General features: G+C 61.5%; 9 protein-coding genes. 4 read left to right on the top strand and 5 right to left on the bottom strand.

Going from position 1 to position 22240, the window contains the following annotated elements; all coding sequences use genetic code 11:
• Positions 1-788: 788 nt before the first annotated feature.
• The 3 genes from GGD67_RS26780 to GGD67_RS26770 all read right to left on the bottom strand — a co-directional run bounded on the left by GGD67_RS26780 (position 789) and on the right by GGD67_RS26770 (position 3679).
• On the bottom strand, positions 789-1646 hold the full coding sequence (locus GGD67_RS26780; protein WP_179737015.1) for an HD domain-containing protein: 858 nt from the start codon (positions 1644-1646) through the stop codon (positions 789-791).
• 545 nt (positions 1647-2191) lie between these two features.
• Positions 2192-2380 (bottom strand): hypothetical protein, encoded by a 189-nt coding sequence (locus GGD67_RS26775; protein WP_179737013.1) that lies wholly within the window; start codon positions 2378-2380, stop codon positions 2192-2194.
• A gap of 315 nt (positions 2381-2695) precedes the next feature.
• On the bottom strand, positions 2696-3679 hold the full coding sequence (locus tag GGD67_RS26770) for an ABC transporter substrate-binding protein (RefSeq protein ID WP_179737011.1): 984 nt from the start codon (positions 3677-3679) through the stop codon (positions 2696-2698).
• Between the two features lie 185 nt (positions 3680-3864).
• Here GGD67_RS26770 and GGD67_RS26765 point away from each other — a divergent pair, with 185 nt between their 5' ends.
• The gene (locus GGD67_RS26765) at positions 3865-4113 is read left to right on the top strand and encodes a helix-turn-helix transcriptional regulator (RefSeq protein ID WP_179737009.1); all 249 of its coding nucleotides are present in this window, start codon (positions 3865-3867) and stop codon (positions 4111-4113) included.
• A gap of 85 nt (positions 4114-4198) precedes the next feature.
• Here the strand turns inward: GGD67_RS26765 and GGD67_RS26760 are convergent, their stop codons facing one another.
• Together GGD67_RS26760 and GGD67_RS26755 are read right to left on the bottom strand one after the other, a co-directional pair.
• Positions 4199-18220, bottom strand: coding sequence for an Ig-like domain-containing protein (locus GGD67_RS26760; protein ID WP_179737007.1), 14022 nt, complete (start codon positions 18218-18220; stop codon positions 4199-4201).
• A gap of 526 nt (positions 18221-18746) precedes the next feature.
• Entirely contained in the window at positions 18747-18965 is a 219-nt protein-coding gene (locus tag GGD67_RS26755; RefSeq protein ID WP_104464108.1) for a hypothetical protein, read from the bottom strand.
• Between the two features lie 540 nt (positions 18966-19505).
• Between GGD67_RS26755 and GGD67_RS26750 the strand changes: the two genes are divergently transcribed.
• The 3 genes from GGD67_RS26750 (at position 19506) to GGD67_RS26740 (ending at position 22184) form a co-directional block, all read left to right on the top strand.
• Positions 19506-20141 (top strand): hypothetical protein, encoded by a 636-nt coding sequence (locus GGD67_RS26750; protein ID WP_179737005.1) that lies wholly within the window; start codon positions 19506-19508, stop codon positions 20139-20141.
• A gap of 259 nt (positions 20142-20400) precedes the next feature.
• Positions 20401-21762, top strand: coding sequence for a DNA modification methylase (locus tag GGD67_RS26745; protein ID WP_179737003.1), 1362 nt, complete (start codon positions 20401-20403; stop codon positions 21760-21762).
• Complete coding sequence (locus GGD67_RS26740; protein WP_179736807.1) at positions 21759-22184, top strand: DUF5681 domain-containing protein; 426 nt, start codon at positions 21759-21761, stop codon at positions 22182-22184. Before GGD67_RS26745 ends, GGD67_RS26740 begins: the two co-directional genes overlap by 4 nt.
• The last annotated feature ends 56 nt before the right edge of the window (positions 22185-22240 follow it).

The raw sequence follows: 22240 nt of genomic DNA, 5'->3' as shown, positions 1-22240 counted from the left end.
ACACAGCGATTTCGCCGACTGGGACTAGCCTCAATTGCGTGGCGCTCCTCAGCGCCATCCGTCGGACCGCCTTGGCCCCGCACTGTCCCCTCCAGCCCCCAAGGGGCCAAGGCTGGCCCGAGGGGGCTTGCAGCATCAAGGTGAGAGCCTGCCATCCCGATCGTTAGGAGCGATGCCGCGAACTGGGAAACGCAAGACCTCAGGCAAGAGATCGCACGGCAGCTCAGCAAAGCAGCAGAGGGGGAGTGCCCACGCTGCGCTTCACATTGATCCAACCTCAACGCGTGGGCGCGCCCGGACCGCGGCGGGAGAAAGAGTTCGTTAGCTTTCTTATGGCTTGCTGGGAGCGTGCCGATTACCGCTGATTACGGCACACGGAATGGGAATGTCGGCCCCGGCTGTTTCTCCCAACCTGCGGCTGGGGCCGTTTTGAACTTTCGCTGCATCGTTCAACCCGGTCCACAACCATGTTTAGAGGCATTGCCATCGCGCTATTTGGAATGGGCATCTTTTCGCAGCTTGATCGAGCGTTCTTCTATGGTCGCAATACCGACGCCGCGCTCAAGCTTGCGCGGGAGATTGGCCGAGGCTTTGGGCTGTAGGTCAGCCGCGCTGCGCTCAAGATCGCTCGGGGACTACTAATTCAACAATATTGGTCACTGCGGACTTTCGGCCAAACGACAACGGCCGTCAGCACGCGCCTAGAGCCGCCGGCTATGTCAGCTATCGTCAGTTCTGAGCGTCGGAGGATTGATCGGAATCAACCCGAAATCACAGTATTGGAACGCCTATAGCTCCGGACCAGAAAGTCCCACCTCTCGCTCAGCGCGAAGGATGTTGCCATAGAGACTGCCGATCCATTGTCTTCCGCTCGAGGTTACATTCAAATAGCGGATGGCAGTTTGGACGTGCGGTGCGACCTTGGTCCAGTAGAACTGAGGATATTTGTACACCACGTCCGCGGGTGTGGTGTATCCGAGCGACTTGTTGAGTCCTATCTCCTCGAACTCGTAGAACAGCGCATTTGATTTCTTCATGTAATTCGGGTCGCCGAGCTGACCGATCAGGTCGGCGGCGCGAAGCAACAAACCTTCCTCTTCGTCAAGATCATCCTTGAGTTCGTTCGCTGATGCGTCTGCATAAGGAAAACGAGTGTATTCGATGGCTTGGGTAACGCGAGCAGCGTCAATTTCGTCAACTGCGTCGAGACGCTCCATGGCGAATAATTTTGAACGGTCGACATGATACGGCGCAAGCGCTGCATCAGAAGAGCCGATCGGTAACTCAACCGTTCGGCCGGTACCATCAACCACATAGGCACCGTCCTGGTCTCCGTGAACTATTCCCCGAACGTAGCCAATATCGTGAAGCAGGCACGCCAGGATGAAGTGAGCATAGTCGCTAGCCGTCGTTGGCCTAAGCAGGGAGCGCCCGATCAGGATGTCATGCCCCACCAACGTGACCAACAAGGTGTGCTCGACGTTGTGGTAGAGTGCATCGCTGTTACCAATACATTCCAGGGCCAGCTTTGCTGCATAGGGCAGCAATTCCGGCAAGCTGGCGTGGGACGAGCCGAAGCGACCGCTTGTCTCCGAGATCAGGAACGCACCAAGAGCCTGGGACGTCAGTTCTGGGATTGTTATCATGAGCAATCTCTCACTTTGGCGCCGAACCTTCAGGAGGCCTTCTGCAGGATCGGGAGGGAGAGGACGACCTTAACAGTTTGAAGCCAAAGGATGGGTGATAATTGACTTAGATCAATAGCAGCGACGCCGCACTACGCATGTGCCCAGTAGCGACTTCCGCTGAGGGTCACACGCGGCGGTCAGAAAGCCCTAGCCCCCGTCCGTTCTGTCTCCCAAAACCGACATTGCGAATGCCTCCGGCCCGGTTCGGCTAAGGGCAAGAAAGGAATCCCAACCTGTCCTGCCCACTTCACTTCGCCGGGAGCGAACATCGAGGTCGGAGGCGCGACGTCAGCTTCGGCCCCATCAAAAGGTACGGGAGAGGTCTCCGCGGCAGCCGATCTTCGGGGAATGTTTAGGCGCGCTTCTCGAGGGGATTGCCTCATTCTCAAGCCCAAATATGAGAACGAGAAGTTGGCGACGGCGCATGTAGCCCTCGTGAGTAAAGTCCTCCAGCGTCGTTGCGGAGATCCGCTCGGAAACGCCGGCCGGGTCTGCTCTTTCATTTACCCCTTTTGTTTTTCTTCTGCGCTTTTACCATCGGAGCTTTTCGAGCGTTCTTCGAAGCGATCAGCGCCCTTGGCTAGATCGTGCCCCGTCTTGCTCTCGTTTTTCGCTTCTTCCTTGGCAGTTGCCTCGCGCAAGCCTTCGGCGGCCCGTTCCCCCGCCTTTGATGATTTTCGCTCGTCATCCATTTGCTGCTCCTTACCGATAAAGACACTCGTCCAGGAATACTTCCTTCTCTCTCTCATCAGCCGCAACAATTTCCAATCAGATCGCCCCGACATTGTTCCAATTTCGTTGAAGCTAGGTGCGCCTCCTGGCGCCGCGCGGTCCACGTTCCCTAAACAGCGCAAAGCCGACATCGACGTTTCAAACAGTATGCCCGCCGTGGGTCCAATCGTGGCGATCTAGTCGCGTTCTCGGCACGTCCGGGGTTGCCTTAGCTGCTGACATGCCGAGCTGAACCGATCTTCGCCTCAGGGCTAGGGAGCATAAGCATAACTTCGTCATTCGATCACTTCGTCGGCGCGAGCGAGGAGATAGGGCGGGATAGTAAGGCCGATGTTCTTTGCTGTTTTGATATTTATCGCCAACTCGAACCTAGTCGGCTGTTCAATCGGAAGGTCGGCGGGTCGAGCGCCGCTCAGAATTTTAGCTGTGTAATCGGCAAGCTGACGCTGAACATCGGTAATGCGTGGCGAATAACTCATAAGTCCGCCGGATTTGACGAAGAACGACCATTCATAAGTCGCGGGAATCCGATACTGCTCGCACAACGCTGCGAGTTGCTCTCGGCGTGCAATATAGAATGCATCTGGACTGACAAGAAGCGCGGCATGCTTCCGGTTTCTGATTTCGCCGAAGGCAGCAGAAATTTGCTCGTCGGTGCTCGCCTTCAGGACGTGAATTTGTCGGCCAAGCGACTTGGCCGCAGCTTCGGCATCCGATACCACTACATTCGCGTTTGGATTTGTTGGATTTACCAGCATAGCGATTGTTCCGCCTCCCGGTGTCAACTCTGCCAATAACTCAAGTCGCTTGGCGGTCAGTTGCGGAGTGTACATGCTCACGCCGGTCGCGTTTCCTCCCGGCCTGTTCAAACTGGAAACAACGCCAAGAAGTACCGGGTCCATGGCAATTGCAAACACGATTGGAATCGTCTTGGTCGCTTTCGTTGTCGCCAAGACTCCGTTTGTACCAGTGGCAGCGACGATCACTCGAACGCGATCCTGAATCAGATCTGCGATCAATTCCGGAAAGCGATCATACCTTCCATCAGCGAAGCGGTACTCGATTGTGACGTTCTGGCCTTCTACAAGGCCCTTGGTGCGGAGACCATCCCGAAAGGCGACGAGCAAGTCCTTACTTTTGTCGGCTGAGTCGAAGCCAAGATAGCCAATTGTCGGAAGTGCGCCCTTTTGCGCGTATGCCGCGCAGGGGGAGACAACTGCCGCGACGCCGAAAAGCGCAATCAATCCTCGCCACTTCATGGGCAGGCCCTCAAGGTCGTAAGTGCAGGCAGCAAAGTGAGTATAGATCAGCTGTTCGTCGCGCGCGATGCAGATTGCCGCGCGCCTAGAAATACCGCATCGCAAATGGGAGCGAGATTCCGGTCGTCTTGCGGATCCTGCCGGTGGACGGGGCAGCGCGCTCCGTCTTCCTCGGAGCCCGCGCCATGCTGATCCTGTCCAACCTCATCCCACGCCCGGCGCCGGACCCGGCGCTGATCGGCCAGGCCTTCGATCTCACCCCAGCGGAAACCCGGCTGGCCGCCCTGCTTGCAACCGGCGCATCGCTCGCCAACGCCGCCGAGCACCTGCGCATCTCGCGCGAAACCGCCCGCAACCCCCTCAAGCCGATCTTCTCGAAGACGGGCGCGCACCGCCAGTCGGAGCTGGTGACTCTCCTCTCTCAACTGGCGTGAGCGGTAGATCTGCTCAACGGCTTCACGGAACGTCCCCTCGGCGCGACCCGCACCTGGAAGCCGGCCATCCTTCAGAAAGAGTACGTTAGATGTGGAGGAGAAAATCCTGACTGGTCAGTATATTCGCAGTTACATTGGACAAGACAATTTCCATATCCGCCGCCCCTTCGCTCTGCGCAGTGGCCGAGCTGTTGACGTAGACAATCGTATTCGCGCCGCTCTGAATCCACCCGATACTGTGCGCGGCGATTTGGGCGCTCCCGCTGAGCAAGCCTTGGACACTCGTCACCCCCGCGATCGCCGAGGTGTCGATGATGTCTGTACCATGAACGAAATCACTGATCGTGTCGTGGCTTGCAACCGTGGAATCGGAAACCGCAGCGAATACGAATTGATCGCTTCCCGCTCCTCCTATTAACGTGTCGGCACCTCCTCGGCCCTGGATCACGTCATTTCCTGCTTGCCCATCCAGCGTGTTGCTGCCGGCATCGCCAAAAATGAAGTCAGCGAAGGATGACCCACGGACGGCATTCACGCCGGTGAAGGTATCTGCCCCGGTGCCTGCGAGGTCACCGGAGGCCGTCCCATGGGAGTTGCCGGCGGCTAGATCGACAGTCACCCCATCCAGAGCATTGTAGAATGCAATGCGAGTATTGCCGTTGCCGGTAATGGTGTCATTGCCGTCCATTCCCTCGAACTCGTTGAGGGTACCGAAATCGCCGGCATTTGCACCGGAGGTGCCAAAGTTGGTTGCGATGACAATATCGTCGAAGTTAGTCCCGCGAATCGCCTCAATTGATCGAAGAGTGTCTGTTCCGATCGAAGCGTCGCCGGTCACCACGCCCGAAGCCATATCGACTTGAATACCTGACGCGGAACCGTCGTTGTTGTAGAACGCCCTGTCGAAGCCAGTTTTACCGTCGATGAAGTCATTGCCGCCGCGACCGGCAAAATCTTCCGCTGTACCATTCGGGTTGTTGGAGCCGGTGATGGTATCGGCGAATGACGACCCTGACACCGAGCCAACGCCCGAAAAGGTATCGGTGCCTACCGACGCATCGCCGGTTACGGTACCCGACGCGCCGCTGATGGTGCTGGTCCAGCTATTGAGAGCGAAAGTGATCGTCACGGGACCGGTTGCATTGGTGTAGATCAGACGCGTGTTGCCGTTGCCGGTAATGGCATCGTCACCACCAAGCCCCTCGAACTGGTTGAAGCTGCCGTTGTTGCCGACGTTAAGAGCGCCTGCAAGGCCGTATCCCATTGCCACATAGGTGTCGGCAAGGACGGTTCCCTGGATGGCTTCGATCGAACGCAGCGTGTCCGTACCGATCGAGGAGTCGCCCGTGGCCGTGCCGGACGCCATGTCAATGGTGACACTGCCGGTCGAAAGATAGATGTTGTTGTAGCTGGCGGTATCGAAGCCGCCGCGACCGTCAATTGTGTCGTTGCCACCAAGCCCGGTAAATATCTCGTTGATGCCGCTTCCCGACAAGGAATCGGCGAACATCGTGCCCATGACGGCATTGACGCCCGTGAACGTATCGCTTCCGACCGAGACGTCCCCGGTAGCCGTGCCGGCTGCTATATCCACCACGACGCCTGCAGTCGCATTGTTGAATCCGAGGCGCGTGTTGCCGTTGCCGGTGATGATGTCGTTGCCGCCTTCGCCGGTGAACTCATTGAAGGTCCCGAGCGAGCCGGAGTTCGTGCTGGTGCTGCCAAATCCAACGGCGTTGTAGGTATCGGCAAAATTGGTGCCACGCGCCGCTTCGATCGATACAAGTGTATCAGAACCAACCGTGACATCCCCCGTCAGGGTGCCTGCCGCGAGATTGACAGTGATACCTGACGTGGTGGTCGGATCGTTATTGTAGTCGACGCGGTCGAAGCCGCCGCGCCCGTCGATCACGTCGTTGCCAGCGAACCCCGCAAACACCTCGATCGTGCCGAATCCATTGTTGCTTCCGAAAAGAGTATCGGCGAACGAAGAGCCCCAGACGGCAAGAATCCCCGAGCCAACAAACGTGTCGTGACCAACGGATCCATCTCCATCCGCCGCTCCGGCTGCGATGTCGACAGTCACACCGGCGGTGGCGCTCACATAGGAGACCCGGGTCAGAGCCGCGCCTAAAGGATTCACGTCACTCAGAATGGTGTCGTTGCCACCGCGGCCCTCGAACTCGTTGAACCCGATCGGCGTACCGGACGTACCGGTGACCCCGGCGAAACCGGTCGCATTGAAGGTGTCCGCAAAATCACTGCCAACCACGGCTTCGATCGCAACGAGCGTATCGGTACCCACTCCCGGTCCGGATACCGTTCCCGCCGCAAGGTTCGCGGAGACCCCGCCCGTGGCATCGGTATAGACAGCGCGGTCAAAATCGGCCCCGCCATCGAGCAGATCGTTGCCGCCGAATCCCTGAAGCCGATCATTTCCGGCGAGGCCGGAAATTGCATCCGCTTGACTCGTTCCGAGCAGCACATCCGAGCCCGAGGTGCCGTTGGTGGCGTTGGGAAAGATGAAGTCGCTCTGCTGGAGGCTTGTTACACCTATCAGCGTCAGAGTATTCCCGCTTCCGACATCGATGATGGTGTTGCCGCCGCTCACCGTTGCCTTCGATTGAACATCTGCGAGCGTGAAGAAGCCTGACAACCCTGTCAGATCGATCGTGTCGCCTTGGGTACGGTTAAAGTCCATGATGGTGTCTGCTCCGTCACCATCGGCGTAGACAAAGGTGTCGGCGCCGTTCCCACCGGTCAAGGTATCGGCGCCACCGCGGCCGTCGATCCGATCATTGCCGTCCCTGCCGTCGAGGGCATTGGCATTGGCATCGCCGAGAATGACGTCAGCGAAAGCTGAACCGCGGGCGGCATTCACGCCGGTGAACGTGTCTGTCCCGACACCTGCGAGGTCACCGGAGGCAGTCCCGTGGGCGTTGCCGGCTGCGAGGTCGACGGTCACACCATCGAGAGCATTGTAGTATGCGATGCGGGTATTGCCGTTGCCGGTGATCGTGTCATTGCCGGCCATTCCCTCAAACTCGTTGAGGGTACCGAAATCGCCGACATTTGCGCCGGAGACGCCGAAATTGGTCGCGACATAAGTGTCGGCGAAGCCGGTTCCTCGGATCGCTTCGATGGATCGGAGGGTGTCCGTTCCGATAGCAGCGTCGCCGGTCACCACGCCCGAAGCCATATCGATTTGAATACCCGACGCCGAACCATCGTTGTTGTAGAAAGCCCTGTCGAAACCAGTTTCACCGTCGATGAAGTCATTGCCGCCGCGACCGGCAAATTCCTCCGAGGTGTTGTTTGGATTGTTCGAGCCGGTGATGGTGTCGGCAAATGACGACCCCGACACCGAGCCGACACCAGAGAAGGTGTCGGTGCCTACGGACCCATCACCGGTTACGGTACCCGACGCGCCGCTGGTGGTGCTGGTCCAGCCGTTGAGAGCGAAAGTGATCGTCACGGGGCCGGTTGCATTGGTGTAGATCAGACGCGTGTTGCCGTTGCCGGTGATGATGTCGTTACCGCCCATTCCCTCGAATTGATTGAAGGTGCCATTGTTGCCGACATTGGCATAGGGAAGGCCGGTCGCGGGATCGATAGCGCCGGTGACGCCGAAATTAATCGCGTCATAAGTGTCGGTAAAATTAGTGCCCTGAATGCCTTCGATTGAACGCAAGGTGTCGGTGCCGCTCGAGGCATCTCCGGTCACCGTTCCAGCTGCAAGGTGAACGCTGATCCCCCCCGTCGTGAAGGTCAGGTTGGCATATTGCGCCGTGTCGAAGCCGCCTTTTCCGTCGATGAAATCATCGCCGGCAAGGCCCATGAAGTTCTCGTTGGCGCCGCTTCCCGAAAAGGTGTCGGCAAACATCGAGCCCATGACGGCGTTGACGCCGGTGAATGTATCGGTACCCACGGAGGCATCGCCGGTCGCTGTGCCCGCGAGGAAATCGACCGTCACGCCGGCGGTTGATTGGGTATATTGGAGTCGGGTGTTGCCGTTGCCGATGATGCCATCGTTGCCGCCCATGCCTTCGAAATTGTTGAAGGTGCCGCTCGATCCGGCATTGGTGCTGGTGCCGCTGAAACCAGCGGCATCGTAAGTATCGGCGAAGTTGGTGCCGCGGACGGCTTCCACTGAACGCAGCGTATCGGTCCCGATCGTCGCATCGCCAGTGACGGTACCGGCCGCAAGATTGACGGTTATGCCCGTGGTGGCGGCGGCGTCGTTATTATAGACGGCAAAATCGTAGCCGCCGCGGCCATCGATCAGATCGTTGCCCGCACGAGCGTCATATTGCTCGAAAGTACCGTTCGGATTGTCGCTGCCCCGCAGCGTGTCTCCAAATGCCGACCCAATGACCGAATTGACATTGGTGAAGGTGTCGTTGCCAACTGATGCATCGCCGTTCGCCGTTCCCGCGGCAAAATCAACGACCACTGCCGCTGTGGCACTGACATAGGAAATGCGGGTCAGAATCTCGCCGGAAGGATTGACCGTGCCGGCGATGATGTCATCTCCCCCCATGCCTTCGAAGCTGTTGAAGCCGATCGGCGTGCCAGGCACCCCGGAATTGCCGCTGAAACCGACCGCCGAGTAGTGATCGGCAAAGTTGCTGCCCTGGATGGCTTCGATGCCGACCAGAGTGTCGGTGCCGACACCCGGACCCGTCACGGTTCCCGCCGTCAGATCGGCGGTGATGCCCCCGGTCGCGTCGACATAGACCGCTCGATCAACGCCCGACAAACCGTTGAATGTATCATTACCGCCGAAGCCTTGGAATGCATCGTTCCCGGCGGTCCCTGTCAGGGTGTTGTCGCCAGCATCGCCGAGAATGGCGCCGGGCACGCCGACAGAATAGACCACGGCGCCGCTGGTTGCGGTGTTGCCAGCGGCATCGCTGACCCGTGCGGTCAGGGAGTTGCCGCCCTGGTTCAGCGTGACCGTCGTGCTCCAGCTGCCGTTGCCCTGCACGATGGCGGTGCCGATCGTCGTGGCGCCGTCCAGGATGGTGACGGTGGCGCCGGCATCGGCGACGCCGACCGTGCCGGTGATGGTCTGGCTGGCCTGGTTGACGGGTCCGCCAGTGCTGGTAATGGCGACCGTCGGCGCCGTGGTGTCGAGCGTGAAGCTCAGCGCTGCGCTCGTCGAACTGTTGCCGGCGAGATCGCTGAAATGCGCCGTGATCTGTTTGGTGCCATCGGCTCCGAGATCGCCGGCGGATACCGTCAGATTAACGTTGCCTGCCGTCACGTCGGCGGCCGTGATCACATGCGTGACCGGATGCGCCAGCGGCGAGCCGCCCAGCAACAGCCGCACCGTATCGCCAATGGCATCGGTCGGGTTCAGCGCCAAAGAGAAGCTCGGCGAGGTCGCCGAGGTGATGTTGTCCGTGCTCGAGGTACCAGTATCCGAACCCGCCGTCAGATCTGGCGTGCCACCGGTCGGCGCCGCCGTGTCGAGGGTGAAGCTCAGCGAGGCCGAACCGGTGTTGCCAAAAGTGTCGGTTTGGCTCGCCACGATGGTGTGCGGTCCGTCGGCCAGCCCGGTCGGGGTAAACGACCACGCGCCTTGCGCATCGGTCGTTGCCGTAGCGGTGCTGAGAACACCATCGATCGTCAGATGCACCACCGTGTTGGCGAGGCCGGTGCCGCTCAGTGCCGGGTTGGCGGTGATGTGGTCGGTGGCCGAGGTGCCGGTGTCGGAGACCAGGGCCTCGGTCACCGTCGGGCCAGTGGTGCTGAGGGTGTAGACCACGGCGCCGCTGGTTGCGGTATTGCCGGCCGCATCGCTGACCCGGGCGGTCAGGGAGTTGCCGCCCTGGTTCAGCGTGACCGTGGTGCTCCAGGTCCCGTTGCCCTGCACGATGGCCGTGCCGATCGTGGTGGTGCCATCCAGGATGGTGACGGTGGCGCCGGCATCGGCGACGCCGACCGTGCCGGTGATGGTCTGGCTGGCCTGGTTGACGGGTCCGCCGGTGCTGGTAATGGCAACCGTCGGCGCCGTGGTGTCGAGCGTGAAGCTCAGCGCTGCGCTCGTCGAACTGTTGCCGGCGAGATCGCTGAACTGCGCCGTGATCTGCTTGGTGCCATCGGCTCCGAGATCGCCGGCAGTCACCGTCAGATTAACGTTGCCTGCCGTCACGTCGGCGGCCGTGATCACATGCGTGACCGGGTGCGCCAGCGGCGAGCCGCCCAGCAACAGCCGCACCGTATCGCCAATGGCATCGGTCGGGTTCAGCGCCACCGTGAAGCTCGGCGAGGTCGCCGAGGTGATGTTGTCCGTGCTCGAGGTACCAGTATCCGAACCCGCCGTCAGATCTGGCGTGCCACCGGTCGGTGCCGTCGTGTCGAGGGTGAAGCTCAGCGACGCCGAGCCGGTGTTGCCAAAAGTGTCGGTCTGGCTGGCGACGATGGTGTGCGGTCCGTCCGCCAGCCCGCTTGGCGTAAACGACCACGCCCCTTGCGCATCGGTGGTCACTGTCGCCGCGATCGGGCTGCCGTCGATGGTGAAGTGCACCACGGTGTTGGCGAGGCCGGTGCCGCTCAGCGCCGGGTTGGCGGTGAGGTGGTCGGTGGCCGAAGCGCCGGTGTCGGCGACCAGGGCCTCGGTCACGGTCGGGCCGGTGGTGCTGAGCGTGTAGGCCACCGCGCCGCTGGTTGCAGTGTTGCCGGCGGCATCGCTCACCCGCGCGGTCAGCGAGTTCGGGCCGTTGCTGAGCGTGACCGTGGTGCTCCAGCTGCCGTTGCCCTGCACGATGGCGGTGCCGATCGTCGTGGTGCCATCCAGGATGGTGACGGTGGCGCCGGCATCGGCGACGCCCACCGTGCCGGTGATGGTCTGGCTCGCCTGGTTGACGGGTCCGCCCGCGCTGGTGATGGCGACGGTCGGTGCCGTGGTGTCGAGCGTGAAGTTTAGCGAGGCCGAGCCGGTGTTGCCAAAAGTGTCGATTTGGCTCGCGACGATGGTGTGCGGTCCGTCCGCGAGCCCGCTCGGCGTAAACGACCACGCCCCTTGCGCATCGGCGGTCACTGTCGCCGCGATCGGGCTGCCGTCGACGGTGAAGTGCACCACCGTGCTGGCAAGGCCGGTGCCGTTCAGCGCCGGATTGGCGGTGACGTGATCGGTGACTGAAGTGCCGGTGTCGGCAACCAGGGCCTCGGTCACGGTCGGGCCGGTGGTGCTGAGCGTATAGACCACCGCGCTGCTGGTTACAGTGTTGCCGGCGGCATCGCTCACCCGAGCGGTCAGCGAGTTCGGGCCGTTGGCGAGCGTGACCGTGCTGCTCCAACTGCCGTTGCCCTGCACAATGGCGGTGCCGATCGCAGTGGTGCCGTCCAGGATGGTCACGGTCGCCCCGGCATCGGCGACGCCGGCCGTGCCGGTGATGGTCTGGCTGGCCTGGTTGACCGGTCCGCCTGCGCTGGTGATCGCAACCGTCGGCGCCGTCGTATCCAGGGTGAAGTTCAGCGACGCGCTCGTCGAACTGTTGCCGGCGACATCGCTGAACTGCGCCGTGATCTGTTTGGCGCCATCGGCTCCGAGATCGCCGGCGGATACCGTCAGGCTGACGCTGCCTGCCGTCACGTCGGCGGCCGTGATCACATGCGTGACCGGGTGCGCCAGCGGCGAGCCGCCCAGCAGCAGCTGCACCGTATCGCCGATGGCAACCGTCGGGGTCAGCAACACCGTGAAGCTTGGCGACGTCGCCGAAGTGATGTTGTCGGTAGCTGAGCTACCGCTGTCCGAGCCCGCTGTCAGGTCCGGTGCACCGCCGGTCGGCGCCGTTGTGTCGAAGGTGAAGCTCAGCGACGCCGAGCCGGTGTTGCCAAAAGTGTCGGTCTGGCTCGCCACAATGGTGTGTAATCCGTCGGCCAGCCCGCTCGGCGTAAACGACCAGGCGCCTTGCGCATCCGTGGTCGCCGTAGCGGCGCTGAGAACACCATCGATCGTCAGATGCACCACGGTGTTGGCGAGGCCGCTGCCGCTCAGCGCCGGGTTGGCGGTGACGTGGTCGGTGGCCGAAGCGCCGGTGTCGGCGACCAGGGCCTCGGTCACGGTCGGGCCGGTGGTGCTGAGCGTGTAGACCACCGCGCCGCTGGTCGCGATGTTGCCGGCCGCATCGCTCACCCGGGCGGTCAGGGAGTTGCCACCCTGGTTCAGCGTGACCGTGGTGTTCCAGCTACCGTTACCCTGCACGATGGCGGTGCCGACTGCGGTGGCATTATCCAGGATGGTGACGGTGGCGCCGGCATCGGCGACGCCCACCGTGCCGGTGATGGTCTGGCTGGCCTGGTTGGTCGGTCCGCCCGCGCTGGTGATGGCGACCGCGGGTGCCGTGGTGTCGAGCGTAAAGCTCAGCGAAGCCGAGCCGGTGTTGCCAAAAGTGTCGGTCTGGCTTGCGACAATGGTGTGCAATCCGTCGGCCAGCCCGCTCGGCGTAAACGACCAGGCGCCTTGCGCATCCGTGGTCGCCGTAGCGGTGCTGAGAACACCATCGATCGTCAGATGCACCACGGTGTTGGCGAGGCCGCTGCCGCTCAGCGCCGGGTTGGCGGTGACGTGGTCGGTGGCCGAAGCGCCGGTGTCGGCGACCAGGGCCTCGGTCACGGTCGGGCCGGTGGTGCTGAGCGTGTAGACCACCGCGCCGCTGGTCGCGATGTTGCCGGCCGCATCGCTCACCCGGGCGGTCAGGGAGTTGCCACCCTGGTTCAGCGTGACCGTGGTGCTCCAGCTGCCGTTGCCCTGCACGATCGCGGTGCCGATCGTCGTGGCGCCGTCCAGGATGGTGACGGTGGCGCCGGCATCGGCGACGTCGACCGTGCCGGTGATGGTCTGGCTCGCCTGGTTGACCGGTCCGCCGGTGCTGGTGATCGCAACGGCGGGTGCCGCCGTGTCCAGCGTGAAGCTCAGCGCTGCGCTCGTCGAACTGTTGCCGGCGACATCGCTGAACTGCGCCGTGATCTGTTTGGTGCCATCGGCTCCGAGATCGCCGGCAGTCACCATCAGGCTGACGTTGCCTGCCGTCACGTCGGCGGCCGTGATCACATGCGTGACTGGGTGCGCAAGCAGCGAGCCGCCCAGCAACAGCTGCACCGTATCGCCGATGGCAACCGTCGGGGTCAGCGACACCGTGAAGCTTGGCGACGTCGCCGAAGTGATGTTGTCGGTAGCCGAGGTACCGCTGTCCGAGCCCGCTGTCAGGTCCGGTGCACCGCCGGTCGGCGCCGTTGTGTCGAGCGTGAAGCTCAGCGAGGCCGAGCCGGTGTTGCCAAAAGCGTCGGTTTGGCTCGCCACGATGGTGTGCGGTTCATCGGCCAGCCCGCTCGGCGTAAACGACCAGGCGCCTTGTGCATCGGTGGTCACTGTCGTCGCGATCGGGCTGCCGTCGATGGTGAAGTGCACCACGGTGTTGGCAAGGCCGCTGCCGCTCAGGGCCGGATTGGCGGTGACGTGGTCGGTGGCCGAAGCGCCGGTGTCGGCGACCAGGGCCTCGGTCACGGTCGGGCCGGTGGTGCTGAGCGTGTAGACCACCGCGCCGCTGGTCGCGATGTTGCCGGCCGCATCGCTCACCCGGGCGGTCAGGGAGTTGCCACCCTGGTTCAGCGTGACCGTGGTGCTCCAGCTGCCGTTGCCCTGCACGATCGCGGTGCCGATCGTCGTGGCGCCGTCCAGGATGGTGACGGTGGCGCCGGCATCGGCGACGCCCACCGTGCCGGTGATGGTCTGGCTGGCCTGGTTGACCGGCCCGCCCGCGCTGGTGATCGCGACGGTCGGCGCCGACGTGTCGAGCGTGAAGTTTAGCGAGGCCGAGCCGGTGTTGCCGAAGCTGTCAGTCTGGCTGGCGGCGATGGTGTGCAATCCGTCGGCCAGCCCGCTCGGCGTAAACGACCACGCCCCTTGCGCATCGGTGGTCACCGTCGCCGCGATCGGGCTGCCGTCGATGGTGAAATGCACCACGGTGTTGGCGAGGCCGGTGCCGCTCAGCGCCGGGTTGGCGGTGACGTGATCGGTGGCGGAGGTGCCGGTGTCGGCGACCAGGGTCTCGGTCACGGTCGGGCCGGTGGTGCTGAGCGTATAGACCACGGCGCCGCTGGTCGCGGTATTGCCGGCCGCATCACTGACCCGTGCCGTCAGGGAGTTGCCACCCTGGTTCAGCGTGACCGTTGTGCTCCAGCTGCCGTTGCCTTGCACGATGGCGGTGCCGATCGTCGTGGCGCCATCCAGGATGGTGACGGTGGCGCCGGCATCGGCGACGCCCACCGTGCCGGTGATGGTCTGGCTCGCCTGGTTGACTGGCCCGCCCGCGCTGGTGATCGCGATCGCGGGTGCCGTCGTGTCGAGCGTGAAGTTTAGCGAGGCCGAGCCGGTGTTGCCAAAAGCGTCGGTCTGGCTCGCCACGATGGTGTGCGGTCCGTCCGCCAGCCCGGTCGGCGTAAACGACCACGCCCCTTGCGCATCGGTGGTGGTCGTCGCCGCGATTGGGCTGCCGTCGATGGTGAAGTGCACCACGGTGTTGGCGAGGCCGGTGCCGCTCAGCGCCGAGTTGGCGGTGACGTGATCGGTGACTGAAGTGCCGGTGTCGGCAACCAGGGCCTCGGTCACGGTCGGGCCGGTGGTGCTGAGCGTATAGACCACGGCGCCGCTGGTCGCGGTATTGCCGGCCGCATCACTGACCCGTGCCGTCAGGGAGTTGCCACCCTGGTTCAGCGTGACCGTTGTGCTCCAGCTGCCGTTGCCTTGCACGATGGCGGTGCCGATCGTCGTGGTGCCGTCCAGGATGGTGACGGTGGCGCCGGCATCGGCGACGTCGACCGTGCCGGTGATGGTCTGGCTAGCCTGGTTGGTCGAACCGCCGGTGCTGGTGATGGCGACCGTCGGTGCCGTCGTGTCGAGCGTGAAGTTTAGCGAGGCCGAGCCGGTGTTGCCAAAAGTGTCGGTCTGGCTCGCCACGATGGTGTGCGGTCCGTCCGCCAGCCCGGTCGGCGTAAACGACCAGGCGCCTTGCGCATCGGTGGTCACTGTCGTCGCGATCGGGCTGCCGTCGATGGTGAAGTGCACCACGGTGTTGACAAGGCCGGTGCCGCTCAGCGCCGAGTTGGTGGTGACGTGATCGGTGGCCGAAGCGCCGGTGTCGGCAACCAGGGCCTCGGTCACCGTCGGACCTGTCGTGCTGAGCGTGTAGACCACCGCGCCGCTGGTCGCGACGTTGCCGGCCGCGTCGCTGACCCGTGCGGTCAGGGAGTTGCCGCCCTGGTTCAGCGTGACCGTGGTGCTCCAGCTACCGTTGGCCTGCACGATGGCGGTGCCGATCGTCGTGGTGCCGTCCAGGATGGTGACGGTGGCGCCGGCATCGGCGACGCCCACCGCGCCGGTGATGGTCTGGCTGGCCTGGTTGGTCGAACCGCCGGTGCTGGTGATCGCGACGGTCGGCGCCGCCGTGTCGAGCGTGAAGCTCAGCGAGGCCGAGCCGGTGTTGCCGAAGCTGTCGGTCTGGCTTGCGACAATGGTGTGCAATCCGTCGGCCAGCCCGGTCGGCGTAAACGACCAGGCGCCTTGCGCATCGGTGGTGGTCGTCGCCGCGATCGGGCTGCCGTCGATGGTGAAATGCACCACGGTGTTGGCAAGGCCGGTGCCGCTCAGGGCCGGATTGGCGGTGACGTGGTCGGTGGCGGAGGTGCCGGTGTCGGCGACCAGGGCCTCGGTCACCGTCGGACCGGTGGTGCTGAGCGTGTAGATGACCGCGCCGCTGGTCGCGGTGTTGCCGGCCGCATCGCTCACCCGAGCGGTCAGCGAGTTCGGGCCGTTGCTGAGCATGACCGTGGCGCTCCAGGCCCCGTCGCCCTGCACGATGGCGGTGCCGATTGCGGTGCTGCCGTCCAGGATGGTGACGGCCGCGCCGGCATCGGCGACGCCCACCGTGCCGGTGATGGTCTGGCTGGCCTGGCTGGTCGAACCGCCGGTGCTGGTGATCGCGACCGCGGGTGCCGTGGTATCGAGGGTGAAGCTCAGCGAGGCCGAGCCGATGTTGCCAAAGGTGTCGGTTTGGCTCGCCACGATGGTGTGCGGTCCGTCCGCCAGCCCGCTCGGCGTAAACGACCACGCCCCTTGCGCATCGGTGGTCACTGTCGCCGCGATCGGGCTGCCGTCGATGGTGAAGTGCACCACGGTGTTGGCGAGGCCGGTGCCGCTCAGCGCCGGGTTGGCGGTGACGTGATCGGTGGCGGAGGTGCCGGTGTCGGCGACCAGGGTCTCGGTCACGGTCGGGCCGGTGGTGCTGAGGGTATAGACCACCGCGCCGCTGGTCGCGGTATTGCCGGCCGCATCGCTCACCCGAGCGGTCAGCGAGTTCAGGCCGTTGGCGAGCGTGACCGTGGCGCTCCAGGTCCCGTTGCCCTGCACGATGGCGGTGCCGATCGTCGTGGTGCCATCCAGGATGGTGACGGTGGCGCCGGCATCGGCGACGCCCACCGTGCCGGTGATGGTCTGGCTCGCCTGGTTGACGGGTCCGCCCGCGCTGGTGATCGCGACCGCGGGTGCCGTCGTGTCGAGCGTGAAAACAACGGGCACGCTCGTTGTAAAGTTGGCGCTAGAGTCCAAAGCCACGATGCTGTGGTCGCCATCACCAGCCAGGGTGACCGCCAGGCTCCAAACGCCGCCGGAGCCAACGGTAACGGTTCCAATCTGCGTCGTAACACCATTGTATGTGTCGTACAGCGTCACCGCGCTTCCAACGAAGGACGGATCAACTGTTCCGCTGATTGTTTGATTTCCTTGGTTGGTTGGACCGCCTGCGCTGCTGATAAGGACAGGTCCGAATGAAGCCATAACAACAGCTTGCGATGGGTCCAAAGTGGGGACGAGCGGTTTCGAGGCGGAGCCAGAAGTCCCCGCGATGGAAGCGAGGGTCACAACAACTGGAGTGATCGATCCCCCACCAGCTTGGCCTTTTATGTCGCCCCCAATAACGGTGGTTGGAGCTTCAGTGGGTGATGGTGGGGGGCTCCCAGCGAACTTCTGCAGCGACTTTGTGTCGACGTCTCCTCGCTTGCCGTCGCTAGGTGCCGGAGTGTCTGGAGCGATCTGTTTCCCGATATCGTAGGTCGTTAACACCTGTTGAAAAGCGTTGAACTCCTGCGCAACTTGCCCTGGGGTCTTGCTGACGGCTTGGGTGATCACCTCAAAATTCGCGGTTGGTGTGATGGTTAGCGATGGACCGTCGCTGGTGACTATCCCGATCGGATCTCCCGCAGTACAAACGCCTTGAAGCAAGTTCGTCGCTGGAACGCATTTGAAGACTTGTACGGAATGAACTCGGCCGTCTTGCTGATCAGCGACAGAGACCGAGACTTTCCCATCCACAGCATCGACGCTGAGAAGGACGGCAGTACCGCGAATTCCAATCGCGGCAGTAGGCGTCGCGACCTGCATGTCGCCGGTTTTCGCGACCTGCCCAGCGACGAAACTGGCGGCACCCTGGATGAGAGTGAACATCGAATGGTTCGTGCCACTCGTCAGACTGACTAAGGTGCCACTCGCACTACTCTGCCCCTCATACCCCAATTCGTTCAACATGAACCGAGCATTGGCGCTCAGGTTGAACGTGGTGCCGTCGATAAGGACGAGACCAATGGTAGAGCCGCTTCCAGTTTGCACGACATCGTTTTGATAAACGACATCCCCATTATTCGCCTCGATCGTAACGCCGTTGCGAACGATGCTGGCGCTTCCCGTTACGGTCGCGACCCGGCCAATCACCTTTCCAGCCGCGGCATTGCCTCCGGCTTGCGCAAAGGTTTGATAACCGGTGAGGGCTTCGACCACTCTCGCGTCGAGCAGCGCGCCGTCCGAGGAGCTGAGCGGCAAACGCTTCTCACCGAGAAAGTAATTGGGGATCGTGATCCGATGGTCAGAATCGGAAATGATGAGATCATGACCTGAACGTGCATAGTCCCCTGAGAACAGGAGATGCGCGTCCGAAATGATCAGTGCGTGAGCTGGAGCAGGCTCGGGGAAACTAAAGGACGCCCCAGCCATCTCAGATCCGGCAACATCGAACTTTTGGTTCAATGAGGTATTCAAACCAGCGCCCACCCGTAAATTTGCCAATTAAATAATTAAATGCTAATAACACCCCGTAAATTTAATTAAAAGAGCTATTTGATCTGGGCTGGAACGCTGAAAGCCTGCGGTGGTTTGGCCCGTGATAATCACGCTGGACCGAGTGTCCGTGGCTGACGATCCAAAACGACACACGCTGGGTCCATCCGCATGGTGCAATCAAGAGGGCTTCATCGCCTGGACCTGTTGGAAGTGCGCCGTCAGCTGGTGCGCGCGCGCAATCGGCACTCCAATAACAGGCGCATTGTGAGGCGCATCAACGGTCTGTTATGTCGAATTTATCACTTGGATGCGATCGACCCCAAAGGAGGTCGGCGAATCCGCGAAGCCATTCAAATTGCGCTGCGAGATACATCCAAGGATTAGTTGACCAAAGTCCCGCGCCCCGCTCCCTTATTATCCGCGATTGCGCGGTGCGTTCACTCGCCAAGCGTATCCTGCCACATCTCGGTCAGTGGACAATTGCGACAGACCGCGGGTTGACCGCTGCTTGCGGTTTTTACCGTTTGCCGCTGGGCGGGTGATTGCACATCTTATGGAAAGCGTTCGCCGCCCCGGCCATCTGAAGCGATAGCTGGTCCATGGCCGATCCTTCTTCAGCCAGGCGCTTCTCAATGTACTGCTGCTCAACGTCGGTCAACGCAGTTTCCAGCAGGCGCAAATACCGCTCAACATTCTTCCTATGGGTCTGCAAACGGACAATCGTTTCGTCGCTCATGTTCTATCCAAATAGGCAGCGGCGCAATATTGCAAAATAGCTCTGAAAAGCCGCTTCAAAAAACAAAAATAAAATAACCGATTTAAAATGGCAGAAAAATTAAAGCAGATCAAGTCTCAGTCTCGCGGTGAATTGCTTACAGTCGTCGGCATGCAGCTGCTCGCGGGGGTCCTTGCCCTCCTTGGCGGAACGGCTATTGGCCTCGATGGTTCGTTCCAGTAGCCGACGCGCGTGAAGATGTGCGAGGGCATATGCAAAGCATGCGGCGCCGCCTCCAGCAGCGAAAAGGCACTGGTCTTGGAGGTGCTGATCGCTGCAACTGATGGATATCAGCATTTCACGACGGGCATCGACTTATCGATCGGAATTGACAAATGGAGCTCTGTCGTGAGCGAACGACGTTGCGCCACGTCCAACGCCTGCACGTCGAACGTCGCCGCGAGCACCTCAAGCGGGCTTACGCCTCCCGAACAGTACCGCGAGCGGGGCCACGGTCCGGTCCCCCTGGACGCCCATTTTGTAACCTGATATCATGCTCCAATGAATGCCTACAAGCGCAACCAGGTCGAGGACGCCATTGTGGCGGGGCTCGGCGCCGATGACGCCAAGTCAGAGGCGAACTTGGTGACGCGCCTAAAACGCCTATTGGATACCGACCGTGCGTTGGAGGTGCCTCCGCAATCGAACCGACCGGAACTGGCTAACTACGCTTTCGTTAGTGGCGATGCTCCGGGTAAGGGCGGCGAGACCCAGTTTTCGGAATATGAGAGCTTTGCCTTGCTGATCGGCTTGCAAATGCTCAACCACAGATGGCCGCAGAAGTTTGTCGTCGAATCGTTGCGGCGCATCAGGCCGGCGCTGGAACGCCAGCACAAAAAGATCATGAGGCTCGATCGCGCCAAGTTGTTCGATCCGGATCAGATCCGGCTGCAGGCCAAACCTGGGAGCCTAGCTTTCGACACGAACTCACCGGTAATTTTACTGATTTGGTCGGATCAACGGACGGCGGAAGACCCCGCCCCGAACGTTGAGATTTTCGAGGACCCGAGCGCGGCGTTTAAGCGTGGGATTGAAAAGCCGGGCCGTTCCATGACCTGGCTCGAACTCACGCGGTCAGCACACGCGTTGTCAGAACAGCTCGCCAAAACGCGACCGCGCAAGCGAGGACGCAGCTGAACCAGCCGCATAGAAAGGAGAAGGACCATGCACTCACGTTTAATTGAAACCCATATCAACGCTTCAAAACAAAAACGCATAGGCTCGCGAAGCCACCGCGGCCATGGACGCGCGCATACGGGCGAGCGGACTGAATGAGCCGAAGGGAAAAGTACGATGCACGCACGTCCCATTGAAACCTATATCGATGCTTCAAACAAGCTCGCGCGCCACCCAACATCCGCGCTGCGGCGCCAAGGTCAACCCAAAGGAGTAAATCATGACGACATCATCGAAACACAACGAGGTCTTCACAGAAGTGGGACCGGTCGAGCGGCTTGCCATCGATGCAATTTCGCTGCCGCGGCGATTGGTCCGCAAACACACCGATCGCCACAAGAAACAATACGCGAAATGCATCGAGGCACTGGGCTTGATCAGCCCTGTTATCATCGATTCTGCGGGCGTGATCGTGGCCGGTTTGATCTGGTACCTTGGCGCGCTGCAGCTTGGCTTACGCTACCTCTCGGTCATCCGGGTCACGCATCTCACTCCCGAAAAACTCGAACTCTATCGGATTGCTGAGCAGCGGCTCGGCGAGCTAGCGCCTTGGGACGATCGCGCCGTTGCAGAAACCTTCAAGGAGCTCTCTGAGCTCGACCTCGGGTTCAGTCTCGAGGTCGCGGGCTTCTCCCAGGGAGAGATCGATTTTCGCATCGAGAACCTCGAATCTCTGCAGGTTGAGCCGTCTGCTGACCCGGCCGACATCGTTCCTGCGGTTGTCTCGGCGCCGGTTTCGGCTGTCAACGATCTCTGGCAAGCCGGACCACATCGGATATTGTGCCAAAGCGCGCTTCATTCCGATTCATTTTCCGCCCTCATGGCCGGCGAACGCGCACGTGCCGTGATCACGGATCCGCCATTCAACCTCCCCATTCAAGGGCACGTCTCAGGCAAAGGACGCATTCGCCACCCCGAGTTTGCGATGGCGTCCGGCGAAATGTCCAACGAGGAGTTTACCGCATTCCTCAACGGCTATCTTCGCCGCTCGACCGAGCACCTCTCCCAGGGATCCCTCCTCTACATCTTCATGGATTGGCGTCATTCCGCCGAGGTTCTTGCTGCCGCTACGCAAATTGGACTCGAGCTCAAGAACATATGCGCGTGGGTCAAATCAAACGCTGGCATGGGATCACTCTATCGCAGCCAGCACGAATTGGTCTTTGTCTTTAAGCACGGCAAGGTGCCCCATCGCAACAACGTCGAGCTTGGCCGACACGGTCGCTTCAGAACCAACGTATGGCAATATCCAGGATGCAATAGCTTCGAACGGAGGGGCGAAGAAGGTAACCTGCTTGCCTTACACCCCACTGTGAAGCCGGTTCAGTTGCTCGCCGATGCAATCCTCGACTGCACAGAACGCAATGACATTGTTTTGGACAATTTCCTGGGCAGCGGCTCGACGTTGCTGGCTGCTGAAAGGGTCGGCCGGCGCCTCTATGCGACGGAGCTAGAGCCGCTTTACGTTGACGTCGCGATAAGGCGCTGGCAACGCCACACCGGGCAAAGCGCCGTCCATGTCCCAACCGGTCGCCTGTTCGACGAAATCGCCGCAGACAAGCAACGGGAGTGCGCGGAATGACCAAGCGCAACTCCGAAAACTATTCAGTTGGTTACGGAAAACCTCCCAAAGAGCGGCGCTTCAAACCCGGTCAATCCGGCAATCCACGCGGTAGGCCGAAAAAATGTCTCAGGTTAATCGACCTAGTAGCACACGAACTGAAGCGGAAGCGACCCATTGTCGAAGACGGCCAACGATTGCGCATTGAGACGGACAAGGTACTGGTCAAGCGACTGATAGATCTCGCGCTCAAGGGCAATTTGAGAGCCTTGAATTCAATGATGACACTGATTCAACAAATTCGCGAAATCGAAAGTACAAAAATCGAAAACGATCGTGACCCGGTGTCGATAGAGGAAGCAAGGGCCCGGTTCGTGCGACTACGGGACACCATCCTGGCCGACTCCACCCGCGCCAAGGGGATTGACGATTCTTTCCCGTAGCCCGGACAAGATCCAGTTGCATGGTAGTGCGGGCCAGCGCGCAGCCTCGCGCTGGG

Origin of the sequence: Bradyrhizobium sp. IAR9 (assembly GCF_013408065.1) — a bacterium.
Lineage (GTDB): Bacteria > Pseudomonadota > Alphaproteobacteria > Rhizobiales > Xanthobacteraceae > Bradyrhizobium.
The sequence above is the reverse complement of the archived record's forward strand: the minus strand, read 5'-3'. Positions and strand labels throughout refer to the sequence as shown.